Here is a 23377-nt window from a genome sequence, read left to right as displayed (position 1 = left end):
CTTCCGCGGCCGGTCCGACGTCATGCCGATACCAGTCCATACCGGCGATACGCAGCATCGATCTGCACTTTGCCCTCGGCAGGGAACACGGCTTGCGGCGGCCGGGAATGCGGGTAATCACCGATCGGCAGGCCCAGCACCGACGCCGCGTATTTGAATGCCCCGCCCCAGTGGGTGAAGTAGTCCGGCCTGCCGGGGTAAGACGTGAACCACGAGCCCATGTCGATACCGAACTGGTCGAGGCCTGACTTGGCAGCGTAATCCGTGGCCTCGACCAGCTTGTCGTTCCAGACCAGCTCCCAGTACTCGGAAATGATCGGCTGGTCCGGAGTTTCGTACAGGTAGCCCGCCGTGCCGAGCTGCGCCGGGCCGACGATCCCCGCGCGCAGCCAGCCCGCGCGGTAGACGGTCAGATCGCACTCCCAGATCGTCAGGTTCGGTGCCAGCTCGTGCAGGATGCGGCTGCTCGCGGGCCGGAACGCGCCCTCCTTCGTCGCACAGACGGCGGGGATCTCGGCGTAGATGCGGGCGCCCTCCGCGGGGGTCAGCACGTAGCTCGACGACGGCGAGTTGAACATGCCCAGCGCGATGTCGGTGCGGTCGGCGATGTAACGGAAGAAGTTCAGTACCCCTTCACCGCCGTGAACCTCCATCATCGGCGTCTGGATGTACACGATGTCTGCGCCCGCTCCCTGGGCGTGCCTGGTCAACTCCAGGCAGTCCTTGGCCGACGTGGTCGCCGTGCACGCCTGGACGACGACGTCCGGGTTCGCACAGCGCCCTTCCTCGATGGCGACCTCCAGCAACTGTTTCCGCTCGGCGAGCGTCAGTGACCAGAACTCCGCGATGCCGCTGGTGCACCACAACATCGGGTGCTTGAGTTCAGCGACGCAGTAGCGCACCAGAGTCCGGTAGGCGTCCCAGTCGATGTCGTCGCCATCGGTGCCGCAGAACGGCGTGTAGAGGCTGTTTCCGATGCCGCGCAACGCGGTTCGCGCCCAGTCGCGTGCTTCGCGTGCGGTTGCCATGTCGCCTCGCTGTCTCCGGTGTCAGGTGAAGTCGCTGCCGCCGTCGACATTGATGTTGGCGCCGGTCATATAGGAGTTGCGTCGTGACACCAGGAACGCGACGACGGGTCCGATCTCCTCGGGCTTTCCGGCGCGCGGCAAATGGGCGGGGTGTCCGAAATGTTTGTCGATTCCTGCCATCACGGCGTAGGGGTCGGATCCGTCGATGCCGACCGAATCCGCCCATCCCGCCAGCGACTCGGACAGGATGCTTCCGGGCGAGACCACGTTCACCATGATCTCGTCGGGCGCCAACGCCAACGACAGGTTCTTGGAGATACTGGTGACCATGGCCTTGGCCGCCGTATAGGCCGGCAGGATGACGCTTTGGCGCTGCGTGGAGTGTGCCGAGAAGTTGACGATCCGCGCCCACTCCGCCTTGCGCAGCAGCGGCAGGGCCGACCGGACGCAGTGCACCATGCCCATCACGCCTTCGTCGACAGCTTGGCGCCACTGCTCGTCGGTGAGGTTTTCGAACGTTCCCACCGATCCTGGGCCCGCGACGTTGACGAGGATGTTCAGTTCACCGCCCCAGCGGCGATCCACCTCGTCGAAAACCCGTTGTGCGGCTTGGGCATCGGTGACATCGGCCACCAATCCGAACGCGTCCGGACTACCGCGTCGAGTCAGGTCCTCGGCCGCCTCGCCGAGAACCGATTCGGTGCGGCCGACGATCGCGATGCGGGCGCCGTCGTCGGCAAGGCAGCGCGCCGCCGCCAGTCCCATACCGCGACCCCCGCCGACGACGACCGCGGTGGCGTTCTCGAGTCCGAGATCCATGTCGCCCTTCGCCGCTGAAACCAGATTTGCTGGAAAAGCTTACTATAGGACTTACAGTAGAAGGGAGAACCCGGATTGCCCGGCGCGGGTACATTCGTTTCGGCCGTTGATTTTGACGAAAGGTGCCCTTCGTGGCGAAGCAAGCGACCGCGGAAAAGCGTCAGCGACGCGAACGCGGTTCCATCAACCCTGATGACATCATCAAGGGCGCTTTCGAGCTTGCCGAAGAGGTTGGCATCGACAACCTCAGCATGCCGCTTCTCGGCAAGCATCTCGGCGTGGGCGTGACGAGCATCTACTGGTACTTCCGCAAGAAGGACGACCTGCTCAACGCGATGACGGATCGCGCCTTGCGCCAGTACGTCTTCGCCACGCCCTATGTGGAAGCCAAGGACTGGCGCGACACCTTGGCCAATCACGCGCGCACGATGCGAAAGACCTTTCTCAGCAACCCGATTCTGTGCGACCTGATCCTGATCCGCTCGGCGCTGAGCCCGCGGGCCGCACGGGCCGGCGTCCAGGAGGTCGAGAAGGCCATCAGCGGCCTCGTGGAAGCGGGCCTGTCCCCCGAGGACGCCTTCGACACCTATTCGGCGGTCTCGGTCCATGTGCGAGGTTGCGTTGTGCTGCAACGTCTTTACGACAAGAACCGGGCGGCCGACGGCGGACCGGGCGACTTCGAAGAGACCATGGTCGTCGATCCTGCGACCGCGCCGCTGCTCGCCAAGGCGACAGCGAAGGGCCATCGCATCGGGGCGGCCGACGACTTCAATTTCGAGTACGGCCTCGAGTGCATCCTCGACCACGCCGAACGCCTCATCGAAAAGTCGGCCCGCAAATAGCGATTTCGGCGTGTTGCGCTACACGCAACCATTCACGCCAAGTCGCTACACCTCGACGACGACGGCGCCGCCCTGGCCGCCGCCCGCGCACATCGCCGCGACACCGATGCCACCGCCACGACGCTGCAATTCGTACACCAGCGTTGTGACCATGCGAGCGCCCGAAGCGGCGATGGGATGGCCGAGGCTGCAACCGCTTCCGGAGAAGTTCACCAGCTCCTCGTCGAGTCCGTATTGGCGGCACGCGGCGATCGGCACGGACGCGAACGCCTCGTTGATCTCCCACAGCGCGACATCCGACGGTTTGAGCCCGGCGCGGTCGAGCACCTTGCCGATGACCTTCACAGCGCCGAGCCCGCAGTCACGGGGCGCGACACCGGCTGCGGCCCATGCCTTGACCGTCGCCATCTTCGTCAGGTTCTCCGCGACGGCGTAGTCATCGTCGACGAGGGCGACCGCGGCGGCGGCGTCGTTGGTGCCGCTACTGTTGCCCGCCGTGATGGAGAACCCCTCGATCTCGGGGTGCAGCACCTTGAGCCCGGCCAGCTTCTCGACGGTGGTGTCCCGGCGGGGATGCTCGTCGACGCTGAAGTCCACGACCGATCCGTCGAACTGCGTCACCTTCAACGGGACGATCTCGTCGACGAACTTGCCGGCGTCGATCGCGGCGATCGCGCGCTGATGCGAGCGCGCCGCCCACGCGTCCATCTCCTCGCGACTGATGCCGGCGGCCTGTGCGGTGTTCCAGCCGACCGTGATCGACATGTCCTTGCACGGCGCGTCGGGCGTCTCGGGATGGGTGGGCGGCATCCACCGCTCCTCGAACTTCAACTCGGGACCGGGGATGCGCCAGTTCACCAGTGGCGTCATCGACAGCGACTGCACACCGCCGGCGATCAATGCCCGCTCCATCCCGGAACCGATCTGGGCGGCGGCGTTGCCGATCGCCGTCAGGCTGCCCGCGCAGTGCCGGTTCACCGACTGCCCGGGGATGTCCTCCATGCCCGTGGCCGCCGCCGCAAAGCGGGCGAGATCGCCACCGCCATAATGAGATTCGGCGAAGATGATGTCGTCAAAAGCGGCCGGGTCAACGCCGGACCGGCGAACGACCTCGGGAAGCACCGTGGTGATCAGGGTTTCCGGAGGCGTGTTGACCAGAGTCCCCTTGAAGGACCGGCCGATCGCTGTCCTGGCGGCGCCGACGATGACGGGTGTACCCATGTTCATTGACCTCAGTTTTTGGTGATAACGACGTTACAAAACTAGCAGATAGTGTAGCGCTGCCCGATGGCAGGGGTCTACTCCGGCTCGGGCACGTGGAAATGCTCGTCACGTAGGCGGAATGCCTCCTTGGTGCCGTGCTCCGCGCGTGTCTTCACAAAGTTGAACTCGCCCTCGGCGAACTGCAGGTTCGTCCCGTAGGCGTGGAAGAGGTAGCTGGCCACTTCCTCGCCCTGGTACACCTGGCTCTGCTCGACGAGCCGGAACGCCTCCTTGGCGATGACGACACCGTCGGCGGGCATCTTGGCCGCCTTCTCTGCCCAGTACCGCGCTCGTGCGGTCACCTTCGTTGGCTCACATGTCTCGGTGAAGACGCCGAGGTGCTCGATTGCGCCGGCCTCGATGATGTCGCCGGTCAGCAGCAACCGCCGGGCCAGCACTGGTCCCAGCCGATGGAAGAACATGTGCAGGCTTCCCAGCGCCGGCCCGAGGAAGCGGGTGGCGGGCATGCCGATCTTGGTGTCGCGCGCGATGACGGAGATGTCGGTCATCAACGCCATCTCGAACCCACCGCCGAGGGCGTATCCGCTGATTTCGCCCACAGTGACTTTCGGGAAGCCCAGCAGGTTGTGATAGAAGCCAAACGACTTGCGGTCGACCGTCAGCCGACGACGTTGGCTGGGCCGGCTCTTCTTGGCTTGCTTGTCTTTCCCGTACCAGCCGTAGGCGTTGTTCATGTCGGCGCCGGTGCTGAACACACCCTCGGCGCCGCGTAGCAGCACCACGGTCAGGTCGTCGTCGTTGGCGACGTGGTCCAGGCATCTGCCGATCGCCTCACGCATCGCAGCGTCGTAGGAATTGCGTTGCGCCGGGTTGTTGAGCGTGATCGTGGCGATCCGTTTGTCCGCATCGGCCTCGAACAGCACGCGGTCATCGGTGGACACTGTCATCGTACCGGGCTCCTCGAAATCAGGTTGGCCTCAATGGTTTTGTCGGTGCCGACGGCGAGCGTGTTCCGCCGGGCCGCGGCGAGATGGTCCTGGGCGAGCCGGACCGCCCGTGGCGCGTTGCCGTCACGGATGGCGTCCAACAGCCGCTGGTGGTCACGCAGAGCGGCACGCATCGTCTTGGTGTTCACGTCGTCGTCGCTCCACACCGACGACTCATGTGCCGACCAGATCACCTCGAGGGATCCGATCAACAGGATCATCGGTTCGTTGCCGCAGCGCGACACCAGTGCCTCATGGAATCGCCTGGCGTTAGGCACATAGGCGGACAAGTCGTCGAAATGCTCTGTCTGCTGGTCGATCTCTGCTTGCAGGTACGGCACGACCTCGGTCAGGCGGTCCTCTCGCGACGCACACATCCCCGCACAGATCGGTTCGAGGTGCAGCAGCGCCTCGCTGACATCCGCGGGCGTGGAGCCCCGCGTCTGCAGCACCATGCTGATCATGTGCGCCGTGCGCCCTGCAGAGGGCCGTTGCACGACCGCACCGCCGACATTGCCGCGTCGCACCGAGATGAGGCCGTCGGTCTCCAGGATGTGGATCGCCTCCCGCAGCGCGGGCGGGCTGACACCGAACTGCTGGAAGAGGCTCTCCTGCGACGGCAGCACGTCGCCCTCTCTCAAACGCCCCGAGAGGATCTCGTCACGCAGACGCGATGCCACGATCTCGGCGACGCGCGGCTGACGAATGCCCTGCAACTCCACGATCATTCCCGCCGCTTACCAAAGTTGAACCCCGCGAGCCTGTCCGGAGCCAGAGCCAACGTCGTCGCTTCGCCGACACACAGCACCTCGTCGTCCAGCACCAGCCGCGCCGTCGACGTGACGCCGCGGTCGACTTCTTCACGCACGATGTCGAAGCGCAACTCGGTGAGGATCGGTGTTGGCCGCCTGAATTTCACGGTCAGCGACCGAGTCTTTCCCGACAACCCGATGGCACAGTTTTGGTGCTGGATGACGCAGTCGAAGAACACGGCGAGAAATCCGCCGTGCACCAGGCCCGGCGGCCCTTCGTAGACGACGGGGAAGGTGACACCGCCGGCCGCGGACTCGGTGTCGATCCGGTCGAAGCGGTATTCCGGGAAGCACGGGTTGAACGCGCCGATGTCGAACGCGTGCGAAAGGTAAACCCTTTTGTCCCCTGTGCTTTCGTCGCCGATGCGCGGAGTGGCGTCCGGAGGCGCCGCCGCCGACAGCTCGGTCTCCCAGCCGCTTAACTGCGCCAGCATGGCGTCCACCGCGGGATGAGGATGCTCCAACGACAGCAAAAGCCCCGTGAGGCGCCGCAGCGCGCCCGCGGCGGCCACGGTCTGGGCGAGCGGTTGCTCGCCGAACCGCGGAGCATCGTCATCCGCCATCCGGGCTTTCCTTTCTATCTTATATAGGATAGTAAGGGTTTAGCCTACTGTATGGGTATCCGTACCGGCTCGAGAAGGGACCCGGGCAGTGAGTCAAGACGGCGCCGTGGCCGTGCACCGCGACGGTGTGGTTCTGCGGCTCACGCTGGGCAGACCGGAGCGGCGCAACTCGCTGAGCCACTCGATGGTCGAGACCCTCGTCGACGCGCTGACGACAGCGGCCACCGATGACTCGTTGCGGGCCATCCATCTTCACGGAGAAGGCGACGACTTCTGTGCGGGCGCGGATTGGGTTGCCACCAATTCCGGTGACCTGAGGCCGCGGACAGGAGATCTCGTCAGGCGCATCCCCCATACCTCGCACCGGCTCGTCGAACTCGTCCACACCATTCACCTGCCGGTGGTGTGCACCGTGCGGGGTTGGGCCGCCGGGCTGGGCTGCAATCTGGCGCTGGCCGCCGACTTCGCGGTGGCTGCCGACGATGCCGTCTTCTGGGAGCCGTTCGTATCCCGGGGGTTCAGCCCAGACTCTGGCTCGTCGTGGCTGCTGCCCCGGCTCGTGGGTCTGGCGCGCGCCAAGCGGATGCTGCTGCTTGGCGAGCAGGTCAGCGGATTCGATGCCGCGCAGTGGGGACTGATACACGACGCCGCCGAGCCGAACAACCTCGACGACCACGTCGAAGAATTGCTGTCCAGGCTCGCGAGCGCCCCGACCGTCGCGGTCGGGTTGGCGAAGCAGGCCATCCACTACGGACAAAACGCCACCCTGGCGCAGACGATGAACCAGGAGTTGTACAACCTGGAGCTCTCCTGCCGAACAACGGATTTCAAGGAGGGTCTGGCTGCGTTCCGGGAACGACGCACGCCGGAGTTCCACGGGCGATGACCACGATTCGAGAAAGGGAACACTGATGACCGCGAAGTCCTACGACACCATCACCTATGAGGTCGACGGACACAAGGCCGTCATCACGTTGAACCGGCCGGAGGCGCTCAACGCGCTCAGCCCGTACATGATCACCGAGTTGCGCGCGGCCTATGACGATGCCGAAAACGACGATGACGTCTGGCTTCTCATCGTCACCGGTGCCGGGCGTGCCTTCTGCACGGGTGCAGACGCCAAGCAGATTCCCGAGGACGGCAAGGTGATCAACGAGCGGCCGTACCTGTCGACTTATGAGCAGTGGGAGGCGCCGCAGGAAGGCACCCCGCCGTTTCGTCGGATGGCCAAGCCCGTGCTGGCCGCCATCAACGGCATCTGCTGCGGCGCGGGCCTCGACTGGGTCACCACCGGCGATATCGTGATCGCCTCGGACAAGGCGACGTTTTTCGATCCGCACGTCAGCATCGGCCTGGTCGCCGGCCGTGAGATGGTGCGCCTGGCACGGGTGCTGCCGCGCAACGTCGCCTTACGGATGGCGCTGACGGGCAAGCATGAGCGGATGGACGCAAACCGCGCCTATGAACTGGGACTGATCAGCGAAGTCGTCGAACACGACCGCCTCATCGAGCGCGCTCACGAAATCGCCGACATCGTGAACAGCAATGCGCCGCTGGCGGTTCGCGGCACCCGATTGGCCATTCACAAGACCCTGGATCTGCCATTGCACGAGGCCGAGATCCTGGCCGAGGCGTTTCGGGAACGCAACTTGCACACCGCGGACTCGCTCGAAGGACCGAAAGCGTTCGTCGAGAAGCGCGCACCGAGCTGGCAGTGCCGATGAGCGATTTCCAGACCCTTCTCCTCGATGTCGACGCAGACGACCACGTCGCCACGATCACGTTGAACCGGCCCGAGGCGCTCAACGCGTTCAACCGCACGATGTGTGAGGAGATGGCACGGGCGTGGCGCACGGTGAAGTTTGATGACAGCGTCAACGCCGTGGTGCTGCGTGCGGCGGGTGATCGCGCATTCAGCGCCGGGCTGGACATCAAAGCGTCCTACGGCCAGCCCGACAACGTCTGGAACCACGAGGATCCCGGTGAACTGCTCAGCCCGAAATGGCAGAAGATGTGGAAGCCGGTGGTCTGCGCCGTGCACGGCATCTGTACCGCAGGCGCGTTCTACTTCGTCAACGAATCCGACGTGGTGCTCTGCTCCGACGACGCCACGTTCTTCGATTCGCACGTATCCGCCGGCCTGATCTGTGCACTCGAACCGATCGGCCTGATGCGGCGCATCGGCCTCGCCGAGACGCTGCGAATTGCGCTCATGGGCAACGACGAACGGGTCGGCGCCGACACCGCGCTGCGCATCGGACTCGTCTCCGAAGTCGTACCGCGCGAACAACTCTGGGTCAGGGCCCACGCCATCGCCAGCTCCATCGCAGCCAAGCCGCCGTCGGCGACTCAGGGCACCGTCAAGGCCATCTGGGAGTCGCTGGACAAGCCGTACCGCGCCGCGCTCGACCAGAACCTGATCTACACCCGGCTCGGCAACCCGATCGGCACCGCCGAACTCGCCGCTGGAGGTGGCCCCGTAAAATCGCAACCCCGGATCCGGTGATGGCCGACCACCCTCTGCGCCAACGCATCATGACAGTCCTCGACCTCACGCCCGACACGGGAGCCATCGAGTACGACGGGCGGTGGTGCACCTACGGTGACATCGGCACCCTGGCTCGCCGTGTCTCCTCACTGGTCGAAAACCGCGGCCAAGTAGGGATGCTGTTGCGCAATCGGCCGGCACACGTGGCCGCTTTCCTCGGCGTGCTGATGGCCGGTGGCACCGTCGTGGTGATCAACCCGTCCCGCGGCGACAACCGCACCAAGGCCGACATCGCCGCGCTTGACCTGCCGGCCATCGTAGGCGATCCAACCGATCTGAAGACCTTGGTCGGGAAGGACTCGCGCTCGACCGTCGTTTCCATCTCGGCTGCCGACGCCGAGCCCCTGCTGGTGACCCCGGGCGCGGGCCACGACACGGCGAAACCCGGTGTGGCCGTTCGGATGCTGACCAGCGGAACCACCGGACCACCGAAGCGAATCGACCTGACCTACGACATGCTGGCGCACAGCGTGATGGGGCCCGATCCGGAGCGCTCGCCGGCGCCTGAGGCAGTCCGCCGCGGTGTCGCGATCGTGAACGCGCCACTCGTGCACATCGGCGGTGTGTTCCGGGTGCTGCAATGCATCGTCGAGGGCCGGCCGTTCGCGCTGCTGGACCGTTTCGAGCTCGACGTGTGGGCCAACGCGGTGCGCAGGCATCGCCCTGGCGCGGTGTCACTGGTGCCTGCCGCATTGCGCATGGTGCTGCACTCCGACCTGACGCGGGAGGACCTCGAAGGTATCCGCGTGGTCACATCGGGTACCGCGCCGCTGTCAGCCGACGACGCGGACGCGTTTCAGGAGAAGTTCGGTATCCCCGTGCTGACCTCTTACGCGGCAACGGAATTCGGCGGCGGCGTCGCAGGCTGGACCCTGACCGACCACCAAAGGTACTGGAAGGCCAAACGGGGCAGCGTGGGCCGCCCCAATCCCGGCGCGAAGCTGCGTGTCGTCGACGACAACGGTAATACCCTCGGTCCCGATCAGCCCGGGTTGCTCGAGGTCAAGCCGGGACAGCTCGGGCCGTCGGCGGACTGGATGCGCACCACCGACATGGCCCGTATCGACAAGGACGGCTTCCTGTGGATCCTGGGGCGCGCCGACCAGGCGATCATCCGCGGCGGGTTCAAGGTGATGCCCGATGACGTGCGCGCCGCGCTGGAAAGCCATCCGGCGGTGAAAGGCGCGGCCGTAGTCGGCAGGCCGCACCAGCGGCTGGGCGAGATACCCGTCGCCGTGGTGGAGTTACGGGATGGTGCCTCCACCGAGCCGAACGAACTTCTCGATTTCCTGCGAAATCGGCTGGCCCACTACGAGATCCCGTCGGACATCGCGATCGTCGACGCCATCCCCCGGACCCCGTCCGGCAAACCCGATTTGAGTGCCATCCGTGCCGGCTGAGGGCACGGTCGCCGCGCTGCTGCGTCAACAAGCGACCGCACGAGGCGGCCGCCCGCTGCTGGTGTGTGACGACGACCGGCTCGGCTACGCCGACGCCGAGCGGCGGTCGGCTCACCTGGCCCGCGGCCTGATCAGCCTCGGCGCAGGCAAGGGCACGCACGTCGGGCTGCTGTACCCCAACGGTGCCGAGTTCGTCATTGGAATGCTGGCCGCTGCCCGCATCGGCGCCGTCGTCGTCCCATTCACCACTTTCGCCACCGCATCCGAACTCCGCGAGCAACTCGTGCACAGCGACGTGGCCATGCTGCTCACCGCGTCCGCGTTTCGCGGCAACGACTTTCGTCGGCGGCTCGCCGATATCGAAAACTCCGTGCCGCTGCTGCGCCACGTGCTGATCGATACCGCACCGCCGGCTACCGTCGACGACGATGCGCTGCTGACGGTGCTGGAAGAAGATGTCGACGGGTGCGATCCACTGGCGATCATTTACACGTCCGGATCGTCTGGCACCCCGAAGGGCGTGATTCACACCCACGCCTCGCTGCTCGGACATCAGAACAACCTCAATGGAATCCGCGGCCTGACCGCCGACGACAAGTTGTTCTGCAACTCGCCGTTCTTCTGGATCGGCGGCTTCGCGTTCGGGCTGCTCGCCACACTGGTCGCCGGATCGACGCTGGTGTGCTCCAACGCCACCGACCCGGGCCGAACCCTCGACCTGCTCGAGGCCGAGCGGCCGACGATGGCCAACGGGTTCGTTGCCGGTATCGCCCAGCTCGCACGGCATCCCAGCCTCGGCGCACGCGACCTGTCGTCGATCCGGCGAGGCAACCTCTACCCCATCATGGCCCCCGATGTGCGACCGGCCGATTCGGAACTGCGCCACAATATGCTCGGCATGACCGAGGCCGGAAGCGTCGTCCTGCTCGACGGCGACGAATCCGACCAACCAGAACACCGGCGCGGCTCGTTCGGCAAGCCCGCACCCGGGTTCGAGGCGAAGATCGACGAGCACGGCGAGCTGTGCATCCGCGGTCCTTACGTCATGCAGCGGTATCACAAACGCAGCCGCGAGGAGTGCTTCGACGCCGACGGCTGGTTCCACACCGGTGACCTCGTGCGTGTCGATGCCGACGGCTACTACTACTACCTCGGCAGGAGCGATTCGCTGATCAAGAGCGCGGGCGCCAACGTCGCTCCCGCGGAAGTGGAAAGGGTGATCGCGCGGCTCACCGGATCCACGGCCTACGTGTTCGGTATACCCGATGCCGACCGCGGACAGGCGGTGGCCGCTGTCGTCGCCACCGACAACGACGTCGACGAATCGGCGCTTCGGGATTCGCTCAAACGCGAGCTTTCGGCATACAAAGTTCCGAGGCGGATCGTTGCGGTGAAGCCCGCGCAAATCCCGGTGTTGTCCAGCGGCAAGGTCGATGTCAAACGCCTCGCGGCGGTGCTCGATGGCTGAGTTCCCCTCTACGGTCGATCATGTGGTGCGGCGCCGCGCCGCTGAGCACCCGGACAAGCCGATGGTGATCGATCCGGAAACCCGGCTCACCTATGGCGAACTCGATGCGACGACGCACGCCATGGCAGCGGATTTCCTAAAAGCGGGCGTGACAAAGGGCACGCGGGTCGGGTTGATCATGCCGAACAGCGCCCGGTGGGTGCAGACCGCGGTCGCGCTGACCCGCATCGGTGCGGTCCTGGTTCCGCTGAGCACGCTTCTCACTCCACGCGAACTCGTCGCGCAACTGCGGGTCGCGTCGGTGCAACACCTGGTGGCCGTCGAAGAATTCCGCGGGCACCGATACCTCGACGATCTGCGGTCGTTTTGCAATTCGGCAGTTGATCTTCCTGCTCTGCAGCGGCTTTGGACGCCCGACCAACTGCCGCACACCGAAGTGCCGGGTGAATCTGTCGACGCGGTCATCGGCACAGTGATGCCCGCCGACACCCTCGTGATCATGTTCACGTCAGGAAGCAGCGGTCCACCCAAGGGCGTCATTCACTCGCACGGCAATGCGCTCGGGGCTGTCCAGTCGGGACTGTCCGCACGATGCATCGGCGCCGACACCCGCCTGTATCTCCCGATGCCGTTTTTCTGGGTTGGCGGCTTCGGCAGCGGCATCCTGTCGGCTCTGCTCTCCGGCGCCACGCTCATCACCGAACCAATACCGCGGCCCGAAACCACACTGGGCCTGCTCGAGCGGGAACGGGTCACTCTGTTTCGCGGCTGGCCGGACCAGGCTGAAGCCCTTGCCCTGCAATTGAAGTCGGTTGGCGCGGATCTGTCGTCGCTGCGACCGGGAAGCCTGGAGGCACTGTTGCCGCCCGACCTGCAGGCACCGCCGGGCGCGCGCGCCAAGCTGTTCGGCATGACCGAGGCGTTCGGCCCATACTGCGGCTACCCCGCTGACACCGACATGCCGCGCTCGGCCTGGGGCAGCTGCGGGAAACCGTTCGCGGGCACAGAGGTTCGCATCGTCGACCCGGACACCGGTGAACCCGTACCGGCCGGCACGATCGGCATGATCCAGATCCGCGGACCCAACACGTTGCGCGGAATCTGCCGCCGCAGCCGCGAAGAGGTGTTCACCGCCGAAGGCTTCTACCCCACCGGCGATCTCGGACACCTCGACGACGACGGCTTCATGTTCTACCACGGCAGGTCCGACGACATGTTCAAGGTCAGGGGTGCGACGGTGTACCCCAGCGAGGTCGAGCAGGCGCTGCGATCCATCGACGGTGTCCAGAACGCGTTCGTCACCGAAGCGGCCGGTGCGGTGGGCGCCGTGGCCATCACTGAGATGACAGCCGAACAACTCCGAGTCGCCGCGCGAACGCTGTTGAGTTCATTCAAGGTGCCGACGGTATGGCTGACAGTCGATTCCGACGATGCGGTGCCCAGGGGCGCCACCGGCAAGGTCGACGTTCCGGCGTTGAAGCGGATGCTGACCGGGCTTGGCCCAAGCAGTTAAGTGACGACGCCTCGTCGTTTGAGGTGGTTGATGAGCGGTGCGGCGCCTGCCGAAAGGTGCTCGGACATGGCGGCGCGCGCGGCCTCGGCGTCTCGTTTGGCCAGCGCCGCCACTACCCGCCGGTGGTCTTTCATCGATCGCTTCGGCCAGCCTTCGACGACGGGAAACACCGATTCCGGTGCGTAGCGGGTGATCTGGGACATCAGCTGTGCCAGCTTCGGCGAGTCGGCGGCGACGTTGATCGCGCGGTGGAAGTCGTGGTTGAGCCGCACCGCCCGTTCATGATCGTCGCTGGCGTAGGCGGCCTCCAGCTGCTCCTGGATCGACTCCAGCTCCCGCACCTGGCTATCGGTGATGTTGGCCGCGGCGCGCGCGGCCAACTCACCACCGATGTGGGCTTGAACGTCGGACACGTCGCTGATGTCGCGTCCCGTCACCGGCAGTACCACGAATCCCCGGTGAAGCTTCTGGTCGAGCAGGCCTTCGGCGCGCAGCTGAAAGAGCGCCTCGCGTACGGGCGTGACGCTGATACCGAGTTCGGCTGCCAGCTGGTCAAGCCGCACGTACTCGCCTGCGGCATAGGTACCGTCGAAGATGCGGTTGCGAACGAACCGCGCGACTGCTTCGGAAAGCTGTGGCCGACTGGTGAATTCCTGAACCGACACGTCAGATCCGATAGTCGGCCAACAGTCGCTTGCTGATGATGTTCTTCTGGATCTCGCTGGTGCCCTCGCCGATCAGCAGGAACGGGGCATCGCGCATCAGCCGCTCGATCTCGTACTCCTTGGAGTAGCCGTAGCCGCCGTGGATGCGGAAGCTCTGCTGGGTGACCTCCGAGCAGAACTCACTCGCGAGATACTTGGCCATCCCGGCGGCGACGTCGTTGCGCTCACCGGAGTCTTTCAGCCGGGCGGCGTTGACCATCATCAGGTGTGCGGCTTCCACTTTCGTGGCCATCTCCGCCAGCTGGAAGGCGATTGCCTGGTGTTCAGCGATCGGCTTGCCGAAGGTCTGCCGTTGCTGCGCATACCGAACGGCCAGCTCGAAGGCGCGGATGCCGACGCCGCACGCCCGCGCCGACACATTGACCCGTCCCACCTCGATGCCATCCATCATCTGGTAGAAGCCCTGCCCGGGCTTCTCACCGAGGATGTCGTCGGCCTTGGCGACGTATCCGTCGAAAATCATCTCCGTGGTGTCGATGCCCTTGTACCCGAGCTTGTCGATCTTGCCGGGGATAACCAGTCCGGGTGCGACTTCGCCGAAGCCGGTAGGTTTTTCGACGAGGAACGCCGTGAGGTTGCGGTGCGGTTTGTCGGCTCCCTCATCGGTTTTCACCAATGCCGCCACCAGCGTGGAACTACCGCCGTTGGTCAACCACATCTTCTGGCCGTCGATGGTGTAGGTTCCGTCGTCGTTGCGCCTTGCCCTGGTCCGGATCGCGGCGACGTCGGAGCCGAGTTCGGGTTCAGACATCGAGAAGGCGCCGCGGGTCTCCCCGCTAGCCATCCGCGGCAGGTAGCGCTGCTTCTGCTCGTCGGTCCCGTGCTGGCGCAGCATGTACGCCACGATGAAGTGGGTGTTGATCACACCCGAGACGCTCATCCAACCGCGGGCGAGTTCCTCGACGCACAACGCATAGGTCAGCAGCGATTCACCCAGGCCGCCGTACTCCTCCGAAATCATCAAACCGAACAGACCCATCTCGCGCATCTGATCGACGATGTCCTGCGGATAGGTATCAGCGTGTTCGAGTTCCTGCGCGTGGGGAATGACCTCTTTGTCGACGAACTGCCGCACGTTGGCGACGATCTCGGTCTGAAACTCGGTCAGGCCGAGCGTCTGAGCGATCCGGCTCATGCCACCACCCTCTCGAATACCGCCGCCAGGCCCTGCCCGCCGCCGATACACATCGTCTCCAACCCGTACCGGACCTGACGCCGGTTCATCTCACGGGCCAGCGTGGCGAGCATCCGCCCGCCCGTCGCCCCGACCGGATGGCCCAGCGAGATGCCCGACCCATGGACGTTCGTCCGTTCGCGGTCCGTCTCGGTGAAGCCCCACTCCCGCATCACAGCCAGCGCCTGCGCCGCGAACGCCTCGTTGAGCTCGATCAGGTCGATGTCGCTCAGGCGCAGGCCGGCCTTGCCGAGCGCAGCCTCGGTGGCAGGCACCGGCCCGATCCCCATGACGTGGGGTGCCACGCCCGCGGAGCCCCAGGCCAGGAGCCGAACCAGCGGCGTCAACCTCAGCTCGGCCGCTTTGTCGGGTGTTGTGACAAGACACATGGACGCTGCGTCGTTCTGGCCGCTGGAGTTGCCCGCCGTCACGGTGGCGTCCGGATCGCGCTTGCCCAGAACGGGTTTCAGCCGGGCGAGGGATTCCACCGAGGTGTCCGCCCGCGGGTGTTCATCGATGTCGATCACCTGCTCGCCTGCGTTGGTACGCACGGCGACCGGGATGATCTCCTCGGCGAGGATGCCGTCCTTCTGCGCGGCGACCGCCCGCTGATGTGATGCCACCGCGAGCTCGTCCTGCTCCTGCCGCGAGATGCCGTACTCACGGCGCAGGTTCTCCGCAGTCTCCAGCATGCCGCCGGGCACCGGGTAGTTCCGGCCGCCCGCCGTGGTTCGTCCGCGGGCAAGCCCGTCATGCACCGCGACGCCGGATCGCGCACCGCCCCACCGCATATCTGTCGAATAGAAGGCGACGTTGCTCATGCTCTCGGTGCCGCCCGCGACCACGATGTCGCTATCGCCGGCGCTCACCTGCAGGCAGGCCTGGATGACGGCCTGCAGGCCCGAGCCGCAGCGCCTGTCGACCTGCATGCCCGGCACCGTCACGGGCAGGCCCGCGTCCAGGGCGACCACGCGGCCGATGGCGGGTGCATCGCTGTTGGGATAGCAGTGGCCGAGGATCACGTCGTCCACCACATCGGGTCCGATGCCGGTGCGCTCCAGCAGGCCCGTCAACGCCGTTACCCCGAGATCGACGGCCGTCAGCGACTGGAACATGCCACCGTAACGGCCGATCGGCGTGCGTACCGGTTCACAAATCACGGCCTCACGGACACTCATATGTGCCGACCGCCGGTGACCTCGAGAACCGTGCCGGTCATGTACGACGACAGATCGCTGGCGAGAAACAGCGCAACCTTGGCCACCTCCGCAGGTTCGCCGGCACGGCCCATCGGCACCTCGGCAAGTTTCTGATCCCAAATGTGTTGCGGCATGGCCTCCGTCATCGCCGACCGAATCAGTCCCGGCTGGATCGCATTGACCCGCACACCGAGATGGGCGAGCTCCTTGGCAGCGGCCTTGGTCAGGCCGACGATGCCCGCCTTGGCCGCCGAATAGTTTGTCTGCCCGACGAGGCCGACCTTGCCCGAGATCGATGACATGTTCACGATCGCGCCGCTCTTGTTTTCGCGCATGATCGCCGCGGCCGCCTTCGTGCCGTTCCAGGTGCCCTTCAAATGGACGGCGATGACCTCGTCGAACTGCTGCTCGGTCATCTTCCGCATGGTGGCGTCCCTGGTGATACCCGCGTTGTTCACCATGATGTTCAAGCCGCCGCAGTGTTGGACCGCCGCGCTGACCAACTCCTCGACCTCATCGGCTTTGGTCACATCGCACCGCACCGCCAGCGCGGAGTCCGAGCCGAGCTGTTTGGCCGCGGCCTCAGTCGCGGCGAGGTCGAGGTCACCGAGCACGACCCGGGCTCCCTCGGCGATGAACCGCTCGGCGATCGCATAGCCCAGGCCTTGCGCTCCGCCGGTGACGACCGCGGTCTGATCCGTCAGCAATGACACCTGATCACCTCATCCTCCGCTGTTACGGGCCGCGAGGGCCCCGGCAGGACGACATCATATTTCATATATGATTTGCGACGCCGCGCGACACCCTCCGGCGAACAGGAGCACGTCTCACATGAGCACCGCTGAAGTCAGCGACGAGGATTTCCAGGAAATCCTCGCGCAGACACGCCATTTCGTTCGCAGCGTGGTCCTTCCCCGTGAACAGGACATCCTCGCCGAGGACAAGGTTCCCGACGACCTGCGCGAACAGGCCGCGAAAATGGGACTGTTCGGCTACGCGATCCCCCAGGAGTGGGGCGGCCTCGGGCTGAACCTGGCTCAGGATGTCGAGATGGCGATGGAACTGGGCTACACGTCGCTGGCCCTGCGGTCGATGTTCGGCACCAACAACGGCATCGCCGGACAGGTGCTCGTCGGCTTCGGCACCGATGAGCAGAAGGCGCAATGGCTCGAGCGGCTGGCCACCGGCGAGGTGGCGTCGTTTGCACTGACCGAGCCGGGCGCGGGATCGAATCCGTCCGGCCTGCGCACCAAGGCCGTTCGCGACGGCGCCGATTGGATCATCAACGGGGACAAGCGTTTCATTACGAATGCACCAATCGCCGATTTGTTCGTCGTCTTCGCCCGCAGCCGACCCGCCGACGACAACGGCCCTGGCATTGCCGTCTTCCTGGTCCCCGCCGACGCCCCCGGCGTCCAGGTCGGCGTGAAGGACGCAAAGATGGGGCAGGAAGGCGCGTGGACCGCAGACGTCAACTTCACCGACGTCCGGGTGCCCGCCGCCGCACTGGTCGGCGGCAGCGAGGACATCGGTTACCGCGCGGCGATGACCTCGCTCGCCCGCGGCCGGGTGCACATCGCCGCATTGGCCGTCGGCATCGCCCAACGAGCGCTCGACGAGTCGGTGTCCTACGCCGCGACTGCCACCCAGGGCGGCAAACCGGTCGGCAGCTTCCAACTGGTGCAGGCCATGCTGGCCGATCAGCAGACGGGCGTCCTCGCCGGTCGCGCACTGGTGCGCGACACCGCTCAACGCTGGCTCAGCGGCGAGGACCGCCGGATCGCGCCGTCGGCGGCCAAGCTGTTCTGCACCGAAATGGCCGGGCGAGTGGCCGATCTCGCGGTCCAGGTGCACGGCGGCAGCGGTTATATGCGGGAGGTGCCGGTGGAGCGGATCTACCGCGACGTCCGACTGCTGCGGCTCTACGAGGGCACCAGTGAGATCCAACGTCTGATCATCGGAGGCAACCTCATGAAGGGCGCTAGCGCATGACGCCCCAGAGACTCGCGGACAAAGTCGCATTCATCACCGGGGCAGCGCGGGGCCAGGGCCGCGCCCACGCGGTTCGGATGGCATCCGAAGGCGCCGACATCATCGCTGTCGACCTCGCGGGGCAGCTGCCCGCGTGCGCGCCGTATCCCTCGGCGACACGGGAGGATCTGGACGAAACGGCCCGGCTGGTCGAGAAGACCGGCCGCCGTGTCGTCACCGCAATCACGGACACCCGCGACCTCGACGGTTTGCGCAAGGCCGTCGACGACGGGGTCGCGGACTTCGGCCGGCTCGACATCATCGTTGCCAACGCCGGCATCACCGCCCCCGCCGCGTGGAACGACATCACACCCGAGGCGTTCAGGGACGTGATCGACGTCAACGTCACGGGAACCTGGAACACCGTGATGGCCGGCGCCCAGAAGATCATCGACGGCGGCAACGGCGGGTCGATCATCCTGATCGGCTCTGCCGCGGGAGTCAAACTGCAGCCCTTCATGGTTCACTACACGGCCAGCAAGCACGCCGTCACCGGCATGGCGCGGGCCTTCGCCGCCGAGCTCGGCAAGTATGCGATCCGGGTCAACAGCGTCCACCCCGGTCCCGTGGTCACCGACATGGGCTCCGAGCAGATGGTGGCTGCGCTGGCGAAAGCGGCTGAGTCCTACGGTAATCAGACGCTGATGAACATGCTGACGCCGTTCCTGCCGAGCTGGGTCGCCCAGCCCGAGGACATCGCCGCAGCGGTCTGCTGGTTAGCCAGCGATGATTCGAAATTAGTGACCGCACAAGAGATCTCGGTCGATCAGGGCTCGAGCCGATACTAGAACACGACGGTCTGGTTGCCGTAACGAATGATCCGGTCCTGGCAGTGCCACAGCACCGCCCGTGACAGCACCACCCGCTCGACATCGGCGCCCAGCCGCGTCAGATCTTCAACGGAGTGCCGGTGGTCGACCCGCACCACGTCCTGCTCGATGATCGGTCCGTCGTCCAGTTCCTCGGTGACATAGTGCGCGGTTGCGCCGACCAGCTTCACACCGCGCTCCTTGGCCCTCCGATACGGTGCGGCGCCGATGAACGCCGGCAGGAACGAATGATGAATGTTGATCAGAGGACAGCCCACGTTGACCAGGAAGTCGTGGGTGAGGATCTGCATATAACGGGCAAGCACCACCAGATCGACGTTGCCTCGCAGGATGTCGAGCTGACGCTGTTCGGCTTCTGCCCGAATCTCCTTCGTCGAGGGGACATAGAGGAATGGCACGCCGAATGGACGAACGGCGTCGGCAAGATCGGGATGGTTGGCGATCACCATCGACACCGACATGTCCAACTCGCCACGACGGTTGCGCCACAACAGATCCAAGAGGCAGTGGTCTTCCTTCGAGGCGAGGATCGCGACGCGTTTGGGTTTGGCGGCCTCGGTCAGCCGGAAATCCATGTCGAATCGGCTGGCCACATCCTCGGCGAATTCGCGCTCCAGTGAATCGCGCGCGGCACTCAAGCCTGGCAGGTGAAAAATGGTGCGCTGAATGAACGTGCCGCCGGAGTGCCCGGTGGCGTGCTGATCCAGCGAAACAATGTTGGCCCCGGACCGCGCCAAAAAGCTACTCACGGCGGCAACCAAGCCGGGACGGTCCGCGCACCGCAGCAGCAGACGGCCGATGTCCTTGGTCGGCAGCGTGGCCGCACCGAGTGAAGGGTGCTCCCCCACGTCGCTGTCGCCGCTGGACATCGCCTCAAACCTCCCCACCGCGGTCGGCCGGATCCGGCCGACCTTCAGATTCTCATTTCTGCTGGTGGTGGGTACACAACTGGCGGAAAACACCGGACAAGACTGCTTACCCCTCGGCTGCGGTGTCACCAAGGGGTTCTGCTACATCCGTCGCCGACGTTGACGGCAACGTAAGTCACGGGCAATAGTTTCACGACAGCATTCGCCACCCGACCACAAAAAGGCGGTCAATCAGCTGTTATTGACGCGTGCGATAGTTGCCCAGATATACCGGTCTCGACCGCCCGCAAACAACCGTGCTGATCAACGGATTCTCTGCCGGTTCAAGATCGGCCGGTAGCTGGAATAACGGTCGTAAAAAGCGCAATACTCAATGCTGGGTATTCATATAGACCGCGTGTGAATACCTTCCCGGTGACTGCGACTACGCCGTTTCTGGTCACAGCTACCCGAGACGATGGGACCAAAAAGATGGCCGTTCCTCAGCTGAGTGCCAACAGTCCGAATTTCAGCTTTCTCGATGAGCGAATCGAATGGTTCGATTCAGACACAGGCTGCACTATCGTCGTCTCCACTCCGAGCGTCGACCCGGGCCTGTGGGCCGCCTTCGTCGACGGCGCGGCACGCAGCTATCACATGCACGGCATCGAGGTGGCTCTGGACATTCACGCGCTTACCGACGAGGCAAATACTCAGCTCTTCTATGCCGTGATCAACGACGCCGGAACGATCATGGGCGGAATCCGCGCCAAAGGCCCGCTGGAGTCGCCCGAGGACTCGCATGCGCTTGTCGAGTGGCAAGATCGCCCGGGTTTGCGCACCGTTAACAAGATGATCAGCGACAGGTTGCCCTTCGGCGTGGTGGAGATGAAGACCGCCTGGATGAGCGACGACCCGGGCCGAAGCCGCGCGCTGTCCAGCACGCTGGCGCGCACGCCGTTCACCGCGATGACACTGCTCGACGCCCAGTTCGTCTTGGCCACCGCCGGAGTGCACGTGCTGAACCGGTGGCGGACCTCGGGCGGCGTGGTGGCGGCGAAGGTTCCCGCGACGCCGTATCCGGACGATCGATACCGTACGAAGGTGATGTGGTGGGATCGCAGCACCTTCACCAACGACGCCGAACCGAAACAGCTTTCGAAGATCTTCAACGAGTTGGCGATCGTGTCCCGGCGGCTTGACCATGTGGGTGCTCGGGCGCTCGGCAGCGGCCTGTGACATCAGCCGGCGGAGATGCCTTCACCGCAACGGTCCTCGTCGACACGCAGACGTCAGACCGACAACTGATATCGGAGTTGAAATCCGACCCCTCGATCGAGTGCATCGACGGGTGCGATCAACAACGCGACGAACTGCTCAGCCTCCGCCCACCGGCAGACACAGAATTGCTCGCCGAACCGTCGAGGTGGGCCTATTTCCCGTGGCGGCGCTCGATAGTCAGCATCCTGGGCCCCCGTGGCTATCGCGCGGTGCGGTTCAACCGTAACCACAACCTGATCACCGCAGACGAACAGGAGCGACTCGCTTCACTCCGGATCGGAGTCGTCGGTCTCAGCGTCGGCCACGCGATCGCCCACCTGCTGGCACAGGAAGGCCTGTGCGGTCGGCTCCGCCTCGCAGACTTCGACGACCTCGAGTTGTCCAACCTCAACCGGGTGCCGGCCACAGTCTTCGATCTGGGCCTGAACAAGGCGAAGGTGGTGGCCAGACGCATCGCCGAGCTGGACCCCTATCTCCCGGTGGAGGTATTCGATAGAGGCATCACGGCACAGGGCGTCGACCGGTTTCTCGACGGGATCGACATCCTCGTGGAAGTGTGCGATTCGCTCGACGCCAAGGTTCTGCTGCGGCAGGCAGCGCGCGACCGCGGCATTGCCGTCCTGATGGCTACCGGCGACCGCGGCACGCTGGACGTCGAGCGGTTCGACGAAACGCCTGAACGGCCGATATTGCACGGTCTACTCGGGGACGTCGACTTCGCGGAGTTGTCCGGTTTGCCCAACGAGGACAAGGTGCCCTACGCGCTGCGCATGATGGACGGCTCGCAACTGTCGGCACGGATGGCGGCCTCCCTCGTCGAAGTCGGCACCACCTTGACGACTTGGCCGCAAGTGGCGTCGGAAGTCACCCAGGGCGCCGCGCTGGTGGCCGAGGCGGTCATGCGCATCGGCCTCGCCCAGCCGTTGGCGTCCGGCAGGCTGCGTCTGGACGTGTCCCGCCACCTTGACGACATCCGCGATCCTGCGATGGGCAAGCGGTCCTCACAAACACTCGATGAACCGCCCGTCGCTGCTCCCGCCGATGCCGCGGGCAGGGTGCTCGTGGCCGCGGCTCTTGCGCCATCTGGCGGAAACACCCAGCCCTGGCACCTTTCCAACGACGGCGCGGCGATCACGATCGCGGTCAATCCAAAGCTCACGTCAACCATGGACGTCGGCCATCGCGCCAGCGCCGTAGCGATCGGGGCTGCAATGTTCAACGCACGGGTCGCCGCGGCGGCCGAGGGCATCCTCGGACCGGCGTGGTTCGAATCCGGCGATGATGCGTGCCCGCTCAAGGCCATCGTGCGGCTCGGCGACGGCGCCGATCCCGAGCTCGCCGCGCTGTATCCGGCGATGCTCGCCAGGGAGACCAACCGCCATCAGGGTAAGCCGCTCTCGCTGTCCGACGACGTCGTCGAGTCACTCCACGCCGCCGCTGAGCGGCAAGGCGCGCGGATACACCTGCTGACCGGGACGGCCGACGTCGCGAAGGCGGCGGCGATTCTGGCCGAGTCCGACCGCATCCGTTACCTGACCCCCCGGCTGCACCGCGACATGATCTCCGAAGTCCGGTTCCCCGACGATCCGGATCAGGATTCGGGGATCGACGTCCACAGCCTCGAGCTGAGCCCGGCCGACCTGGTCAAGCTGGACGTTTTGCGACGTTCCGACGTGATGGCTCATCTGGCTGACTGGGATCTGGGTGCTGCCCTGGGTTCGGACACCAGCGACCGCGTGCTGGCGAGCTCGTGTCTGGCCGTGGTGTCGACCAGAGGTTTGGCGCTGACGGATTACGCGCGGGCTGGATCGGCCGTCGAAGCGGTCTGGGTGGTGGCTCAGCAGAACGGCATCGCCGTGCAACCGGTCTCGCCGGTGTTTCTCTACGCCCACGATGACCGAGATCTCGAAGAGCTCTCGCCGACGCGGGTGTCGGCTCTGCGGCGCTTGAGAGACGACTTCCGGAAGCTGTCAGCTATCGAGACTGACGACGCGATCGCGCTGGTGCTCAGATTCGCCGACGCGCCCGCCACGTCGGTCAGGAGTCGGCGTCGGGGCGGTGTTACCAGTAGTCTTTTGGCATAACA

22 protein-coding genes are annotated in these 23377 nt (G+C 65.3%); 11 read left to right on the top strand and 11 right to left on the bottom strand.

Annotation, left to right across the window (positions count from 1 at the left end; genetic code table 11):
• Nucleotides 1-20: 20 nt before the first annotated feature.
• Complete coding sequence (locus tag A5651_RS12940) at nt 21-1028, bottom strand: dihydrodipicolinate synthase family protein (RefSeq protein WP_066980779.1); 1008 nt, start codon at nt 1026-1028, stop codon at nt 21-23.
• A 21-nt stretch (nt 1029-1049) separates the two neighbouring features.
• The gene (locus A5651_RS12935; protein WP_066980775.1) at nt 1050-1847 is read right to left on the bottom strand and encodes an SDR family NAD(P)-dependent oxidoreductase; all 798 of its coding nucleotides are present in this window, start codon (nt 1845-1847) and stop codon (nt 1050-1052) included.
• A gap of 131 nt (nt 1848-1978) precedes the next feature.
• Here A5651_RS12935 and A5651_RS12930 point away from each other — a divergent pair, with 131 nt between their 5' ends.
• The gene (locus tag A5651_RS12930; RefSeq protein WP_066981205.1) at nt 1979-2689 is read left to right on the top strand and encodes a TetR/AcrR family transcriptional regulator; all 711 of its coding nucleotides are present in this window, start codon (nt 1979-1981) and stop codon (nt 2687-2689) included.
• Nucleotides 2690-2734: 45 nt separating this feature from the next.
• On the opposite strand, the gene A5651_RS12925 is transcribed toward A5651_RS12930, so the two are convergent.
• From A5651_RS12925 to A5651_RS12910, 4 genes are all read right to left on the bottom strand, one after another.
• Complete coding sequence (locus A5651_RS12925) at nt 2735-3910, bottom strand: thiolase family protein (protein WP_066981202.1); 1176 nt, start codon at nt 3908-3910, stop codon at nt 2735-2737.
• A 77-nt stretch (nt 3911-3987) separates the two neighbouring features.
• Nucleotides 3988-4860: an enoyl-CoA hydratase/isomerase family protein gene (locus A5651_RS12920; RefSeq protein WP_066980772.1), complete on the bottom strand. Its 873-nt coding sequence runs from the start codon at nt 4858-4860 to the stop codon at nt 3988-3990.
• Entirely contained in the window at nt 4857-5627 is a 771-nt protein-coding gene (locus A5651_RS12915) for a FadR/GntR family transcriptional regulator (protein ID WP_066980769.1), read from the bottom strand. Before A5651_RS12915 ends, A5651_RS12920 begins: the two co-directional genes overlap by 4 nt.
• Nucleotides 5624-6274 (bottom strand): hypothetical protein, encoded by a 651-nt coding sequence (locus A5651_RS12910; RefSeq protein WP_066980767.1) that lies wholly within the window; start codon nt 6272-6274, stop codon nt 5624-5626. Before A5651_RS12910 ends, A5651_RS12915 begins: the two co-directional genes overlap by 4 nt.
• A gap of 88 nt (nt 6275-6362) precedes the next feature.
• Here A5651_RS12910 and A5651_RS12905 point away from each other — a divergent pair, with 88 nt between their 5' ends.
• The 6 genes from A5651_RS12905 to A5651_RS12880 are packed head-to-tail and all read left to right on the top strand — an operon-like array spanning nt 6363 to nt 13203.
• Nucleotides 6363-7160: an enoyl-CoA hydratase/isomerase family protein gene (locus A5651_RS12905; protein WP_066980764.1), complete on the top strand. Its 798-nt coding sequence runs from the start codon at nt 6363-6365 to the stop codon at nt 7158-7160.
• A gap of 25 nt (nt 7161-7185) precedes the next feature.
• The gene (locus tag A5651_RS12900; RefSeq protein WP_066980760.1) at nt 7186-7998 is read left to right on the top strand and encodes an enoyl-CoA hydratase/isomerase family protein; all 813 of its coding nucleotides are present in this window, start codon (nt 7186-7188) and stop codon (nt 7996-7998) included.
• Nucleotides 7989-8780, top strand: a complete 792-nt coding sequence (locus A5651_RS12895) for an enoyl-CoA hydratase/isomerase family protein (RefSeq protein WP_369803946.1) — start codon at nt 7989-7991, stop codon at nt 8778-8780. Before A5651_RS12900 ends, A5651_RS12895 begins: the two co-directional genes overlap by 10 nt.
• Complete coding sequence (locus A5651_RS12890) at nt 8780-10222, top strand: class I adenylate-forming enzyme family protein (protein ID WP_066980755.1); 1443 nt, start codon at nt 8780-8782, stop codon at nt 10220-10222. The genes A5651_RS12895 and A5651_RS12890 overlap by 1 nt, the downstream gene beginning before the upstream one ends.
• Complete coding sequence (locus A5651_RS12885) at nt 10212-11690, top strand: class I adenylate-forming enzyme family protein (protein ID WP_066980752.1); 1479 nt, start codon at nt 10212-10214, stop codon at nt 11688-11690. The genes A5651_RS12890 and A5651_RS12885 overlap by 11 nt, the downstream gene beginning before the upstream one ends.
• Entirely contained in the window at nt 11683-13203 is a 1521-nt protein-coding gene (locus tag A5651_RS12880) for a class I adenylate-forming enzyme family protein (RefSeq protein WP_066980750.1), read from the top strand. The genes A5651_RS12885 and A5651_RS12880 overlap by 8 nt, the downstream gene beginning before the upstream one ends.
• Here the strand turns inward: A5651_RS12880 and A5651_RS12875 are convergent.
• Genes A5651_RS12875 through fabG form a run of 4 tightly spaced genes read right to left on the bottom strand, consistent with a single transcriptional unit; the run spans nt 13200 to nt 17014 of the window.
• A complete protein-coding gene (locus A5651_RS12875; RefSeq protein ID WP_066980747.1) occupies nt 13200-13868 on the bottom strand; it encodes a GntR family transcriptional regulator in 669 nt (222 codons plus the stop codon). The two genes, A5651_RS12880 and A5651_RS12875, sit on opposite strands and share 4 nt — an antisense overlap.
• 1 nt (nt 13869) lies before the next feature.
• Entirely contained in the window at nt 13870-15063 is a 1194-nt protein-coding gene (locus A5651_RS12870) for an acyl-CoA dehydrogenase family protein (protein WP_066980744.1), read from the bottom strand.
• On the bottom strand, nt 15060-16280 hold the full coding sequence (locus A5651_RS12865) for an acetyl-CoA C-acetyltransferase (RefSeq protein ID WP_066980741.1): 1221 nt from the start codon (nt 16278-16280) through the stop codon (nt 15060-15062). The genes A5651_RS12870 and A5651_RS12865 overlap by 4 nt, the downstream gene beginning before the upstream one ends.
• On the bottom strand, nt 16277-17014 hold the full coding sequence (gene fabG / locus A5651_RS12860) for a 3-oxoacyl-ACP reductase FabG (protein ID WP_066980738.1): 738 nt from the start codon (nt 17012-17014) through the stop codon (nt 16277-16279). Before fabG ends, A5651_RS12865 begins: the two co-directional genes overlap by 4 nt.
• 118 nt (nt 17015-17132) lie before the next feature.
• On the opposite strand from fabG, the gene A5651_RS12855 reads away from it, so the two are divergent.
• Both A5651_RS12855 and A5651_RS12850 read left to right on the top strand, forming a co-directional pair.
• Entirely contained in the window at nt 17133-18293 is a 1161-nt protein-coding gene (locus tag A5651_RS12855; RefSeq protein ID WP_066980731.1) for an acyl-CoA dehydrogenase family protein, read from the top strand.
• Nucleotides 18290-19120, top strand: a complete 831-nt coding sequence (locus A5651_RS12850) for a mycofactocin-coupled SDR family oxidoreductase (protein WP_066980727.1) — start codon at nt 18290-18292, stop codon at nt 19118-19120. The genes A5651_RS12855 and A5651_RS12850 overlap by 4 nt, the downstream gene beginning before the upstream one ends.
• Here the strand turns inward: A5651_RS12850 and purU are convergent.
• The gene (gene purU / locus A5651_RS12845; RefSeq protein ID WP_066980723.1) at nt 19117-20031 is read right to left on the bottom strand and encodes a formyltetrahydrofolate deformylase; all 915 of its coding nucleotides are present in this window, start codon (nt 20029-20031) and stop codon (nt 19117-19119) included. The genes A5651_RS12850 and purU overlap by 4 nt on opposite strands.
• Nucleotides 20032-20502: 471 nt before the next feature.
• Here purU and A5651_RS12840 point away from each other — a divergent pair, with 471 nt between their 5' ends.
• Nucleotides 20503-21249, top strand: coding sequence for a hypothetical protein (locus A5651_RS12840; protein WP_066980721.1), 747 nt, complete (start codon nt 20503-20505; stop codon nt 21247-21249).
• Nucleotides 21246-23375 carry an Rv1355c family protein gene (locus A5651_RS12835; RefSeq protein ID WP_066980718.1) on the top strand — a complete coding sequence of 710 codons (2130 nt, stop codon included), beginning with the start codon at nt 21246-21248 and terminating at the stop codon, nt 23373-23375. Before A5651_RS12840 ends, A5651_RS12835 begins: the two co-directional genes overlap by 4 nt.
• The last annotated feature ends 2 nt before the right edge of the window (nt 23376-23377 follow it).

Source organism: Mycobacterium sp. 1274761.0 (assembly GCF_001668615.1).
In the GTDB taxonomy this organism is placed as follows: domain Bacteria; phylum Actinomycetota; class Actinomycetes; order Mycobacteriales; family Mycobacteriaceae; genus Mycobacterium.
This window is presented reverse-complemented; position numbering and strand designations above follow the sequence as displayed.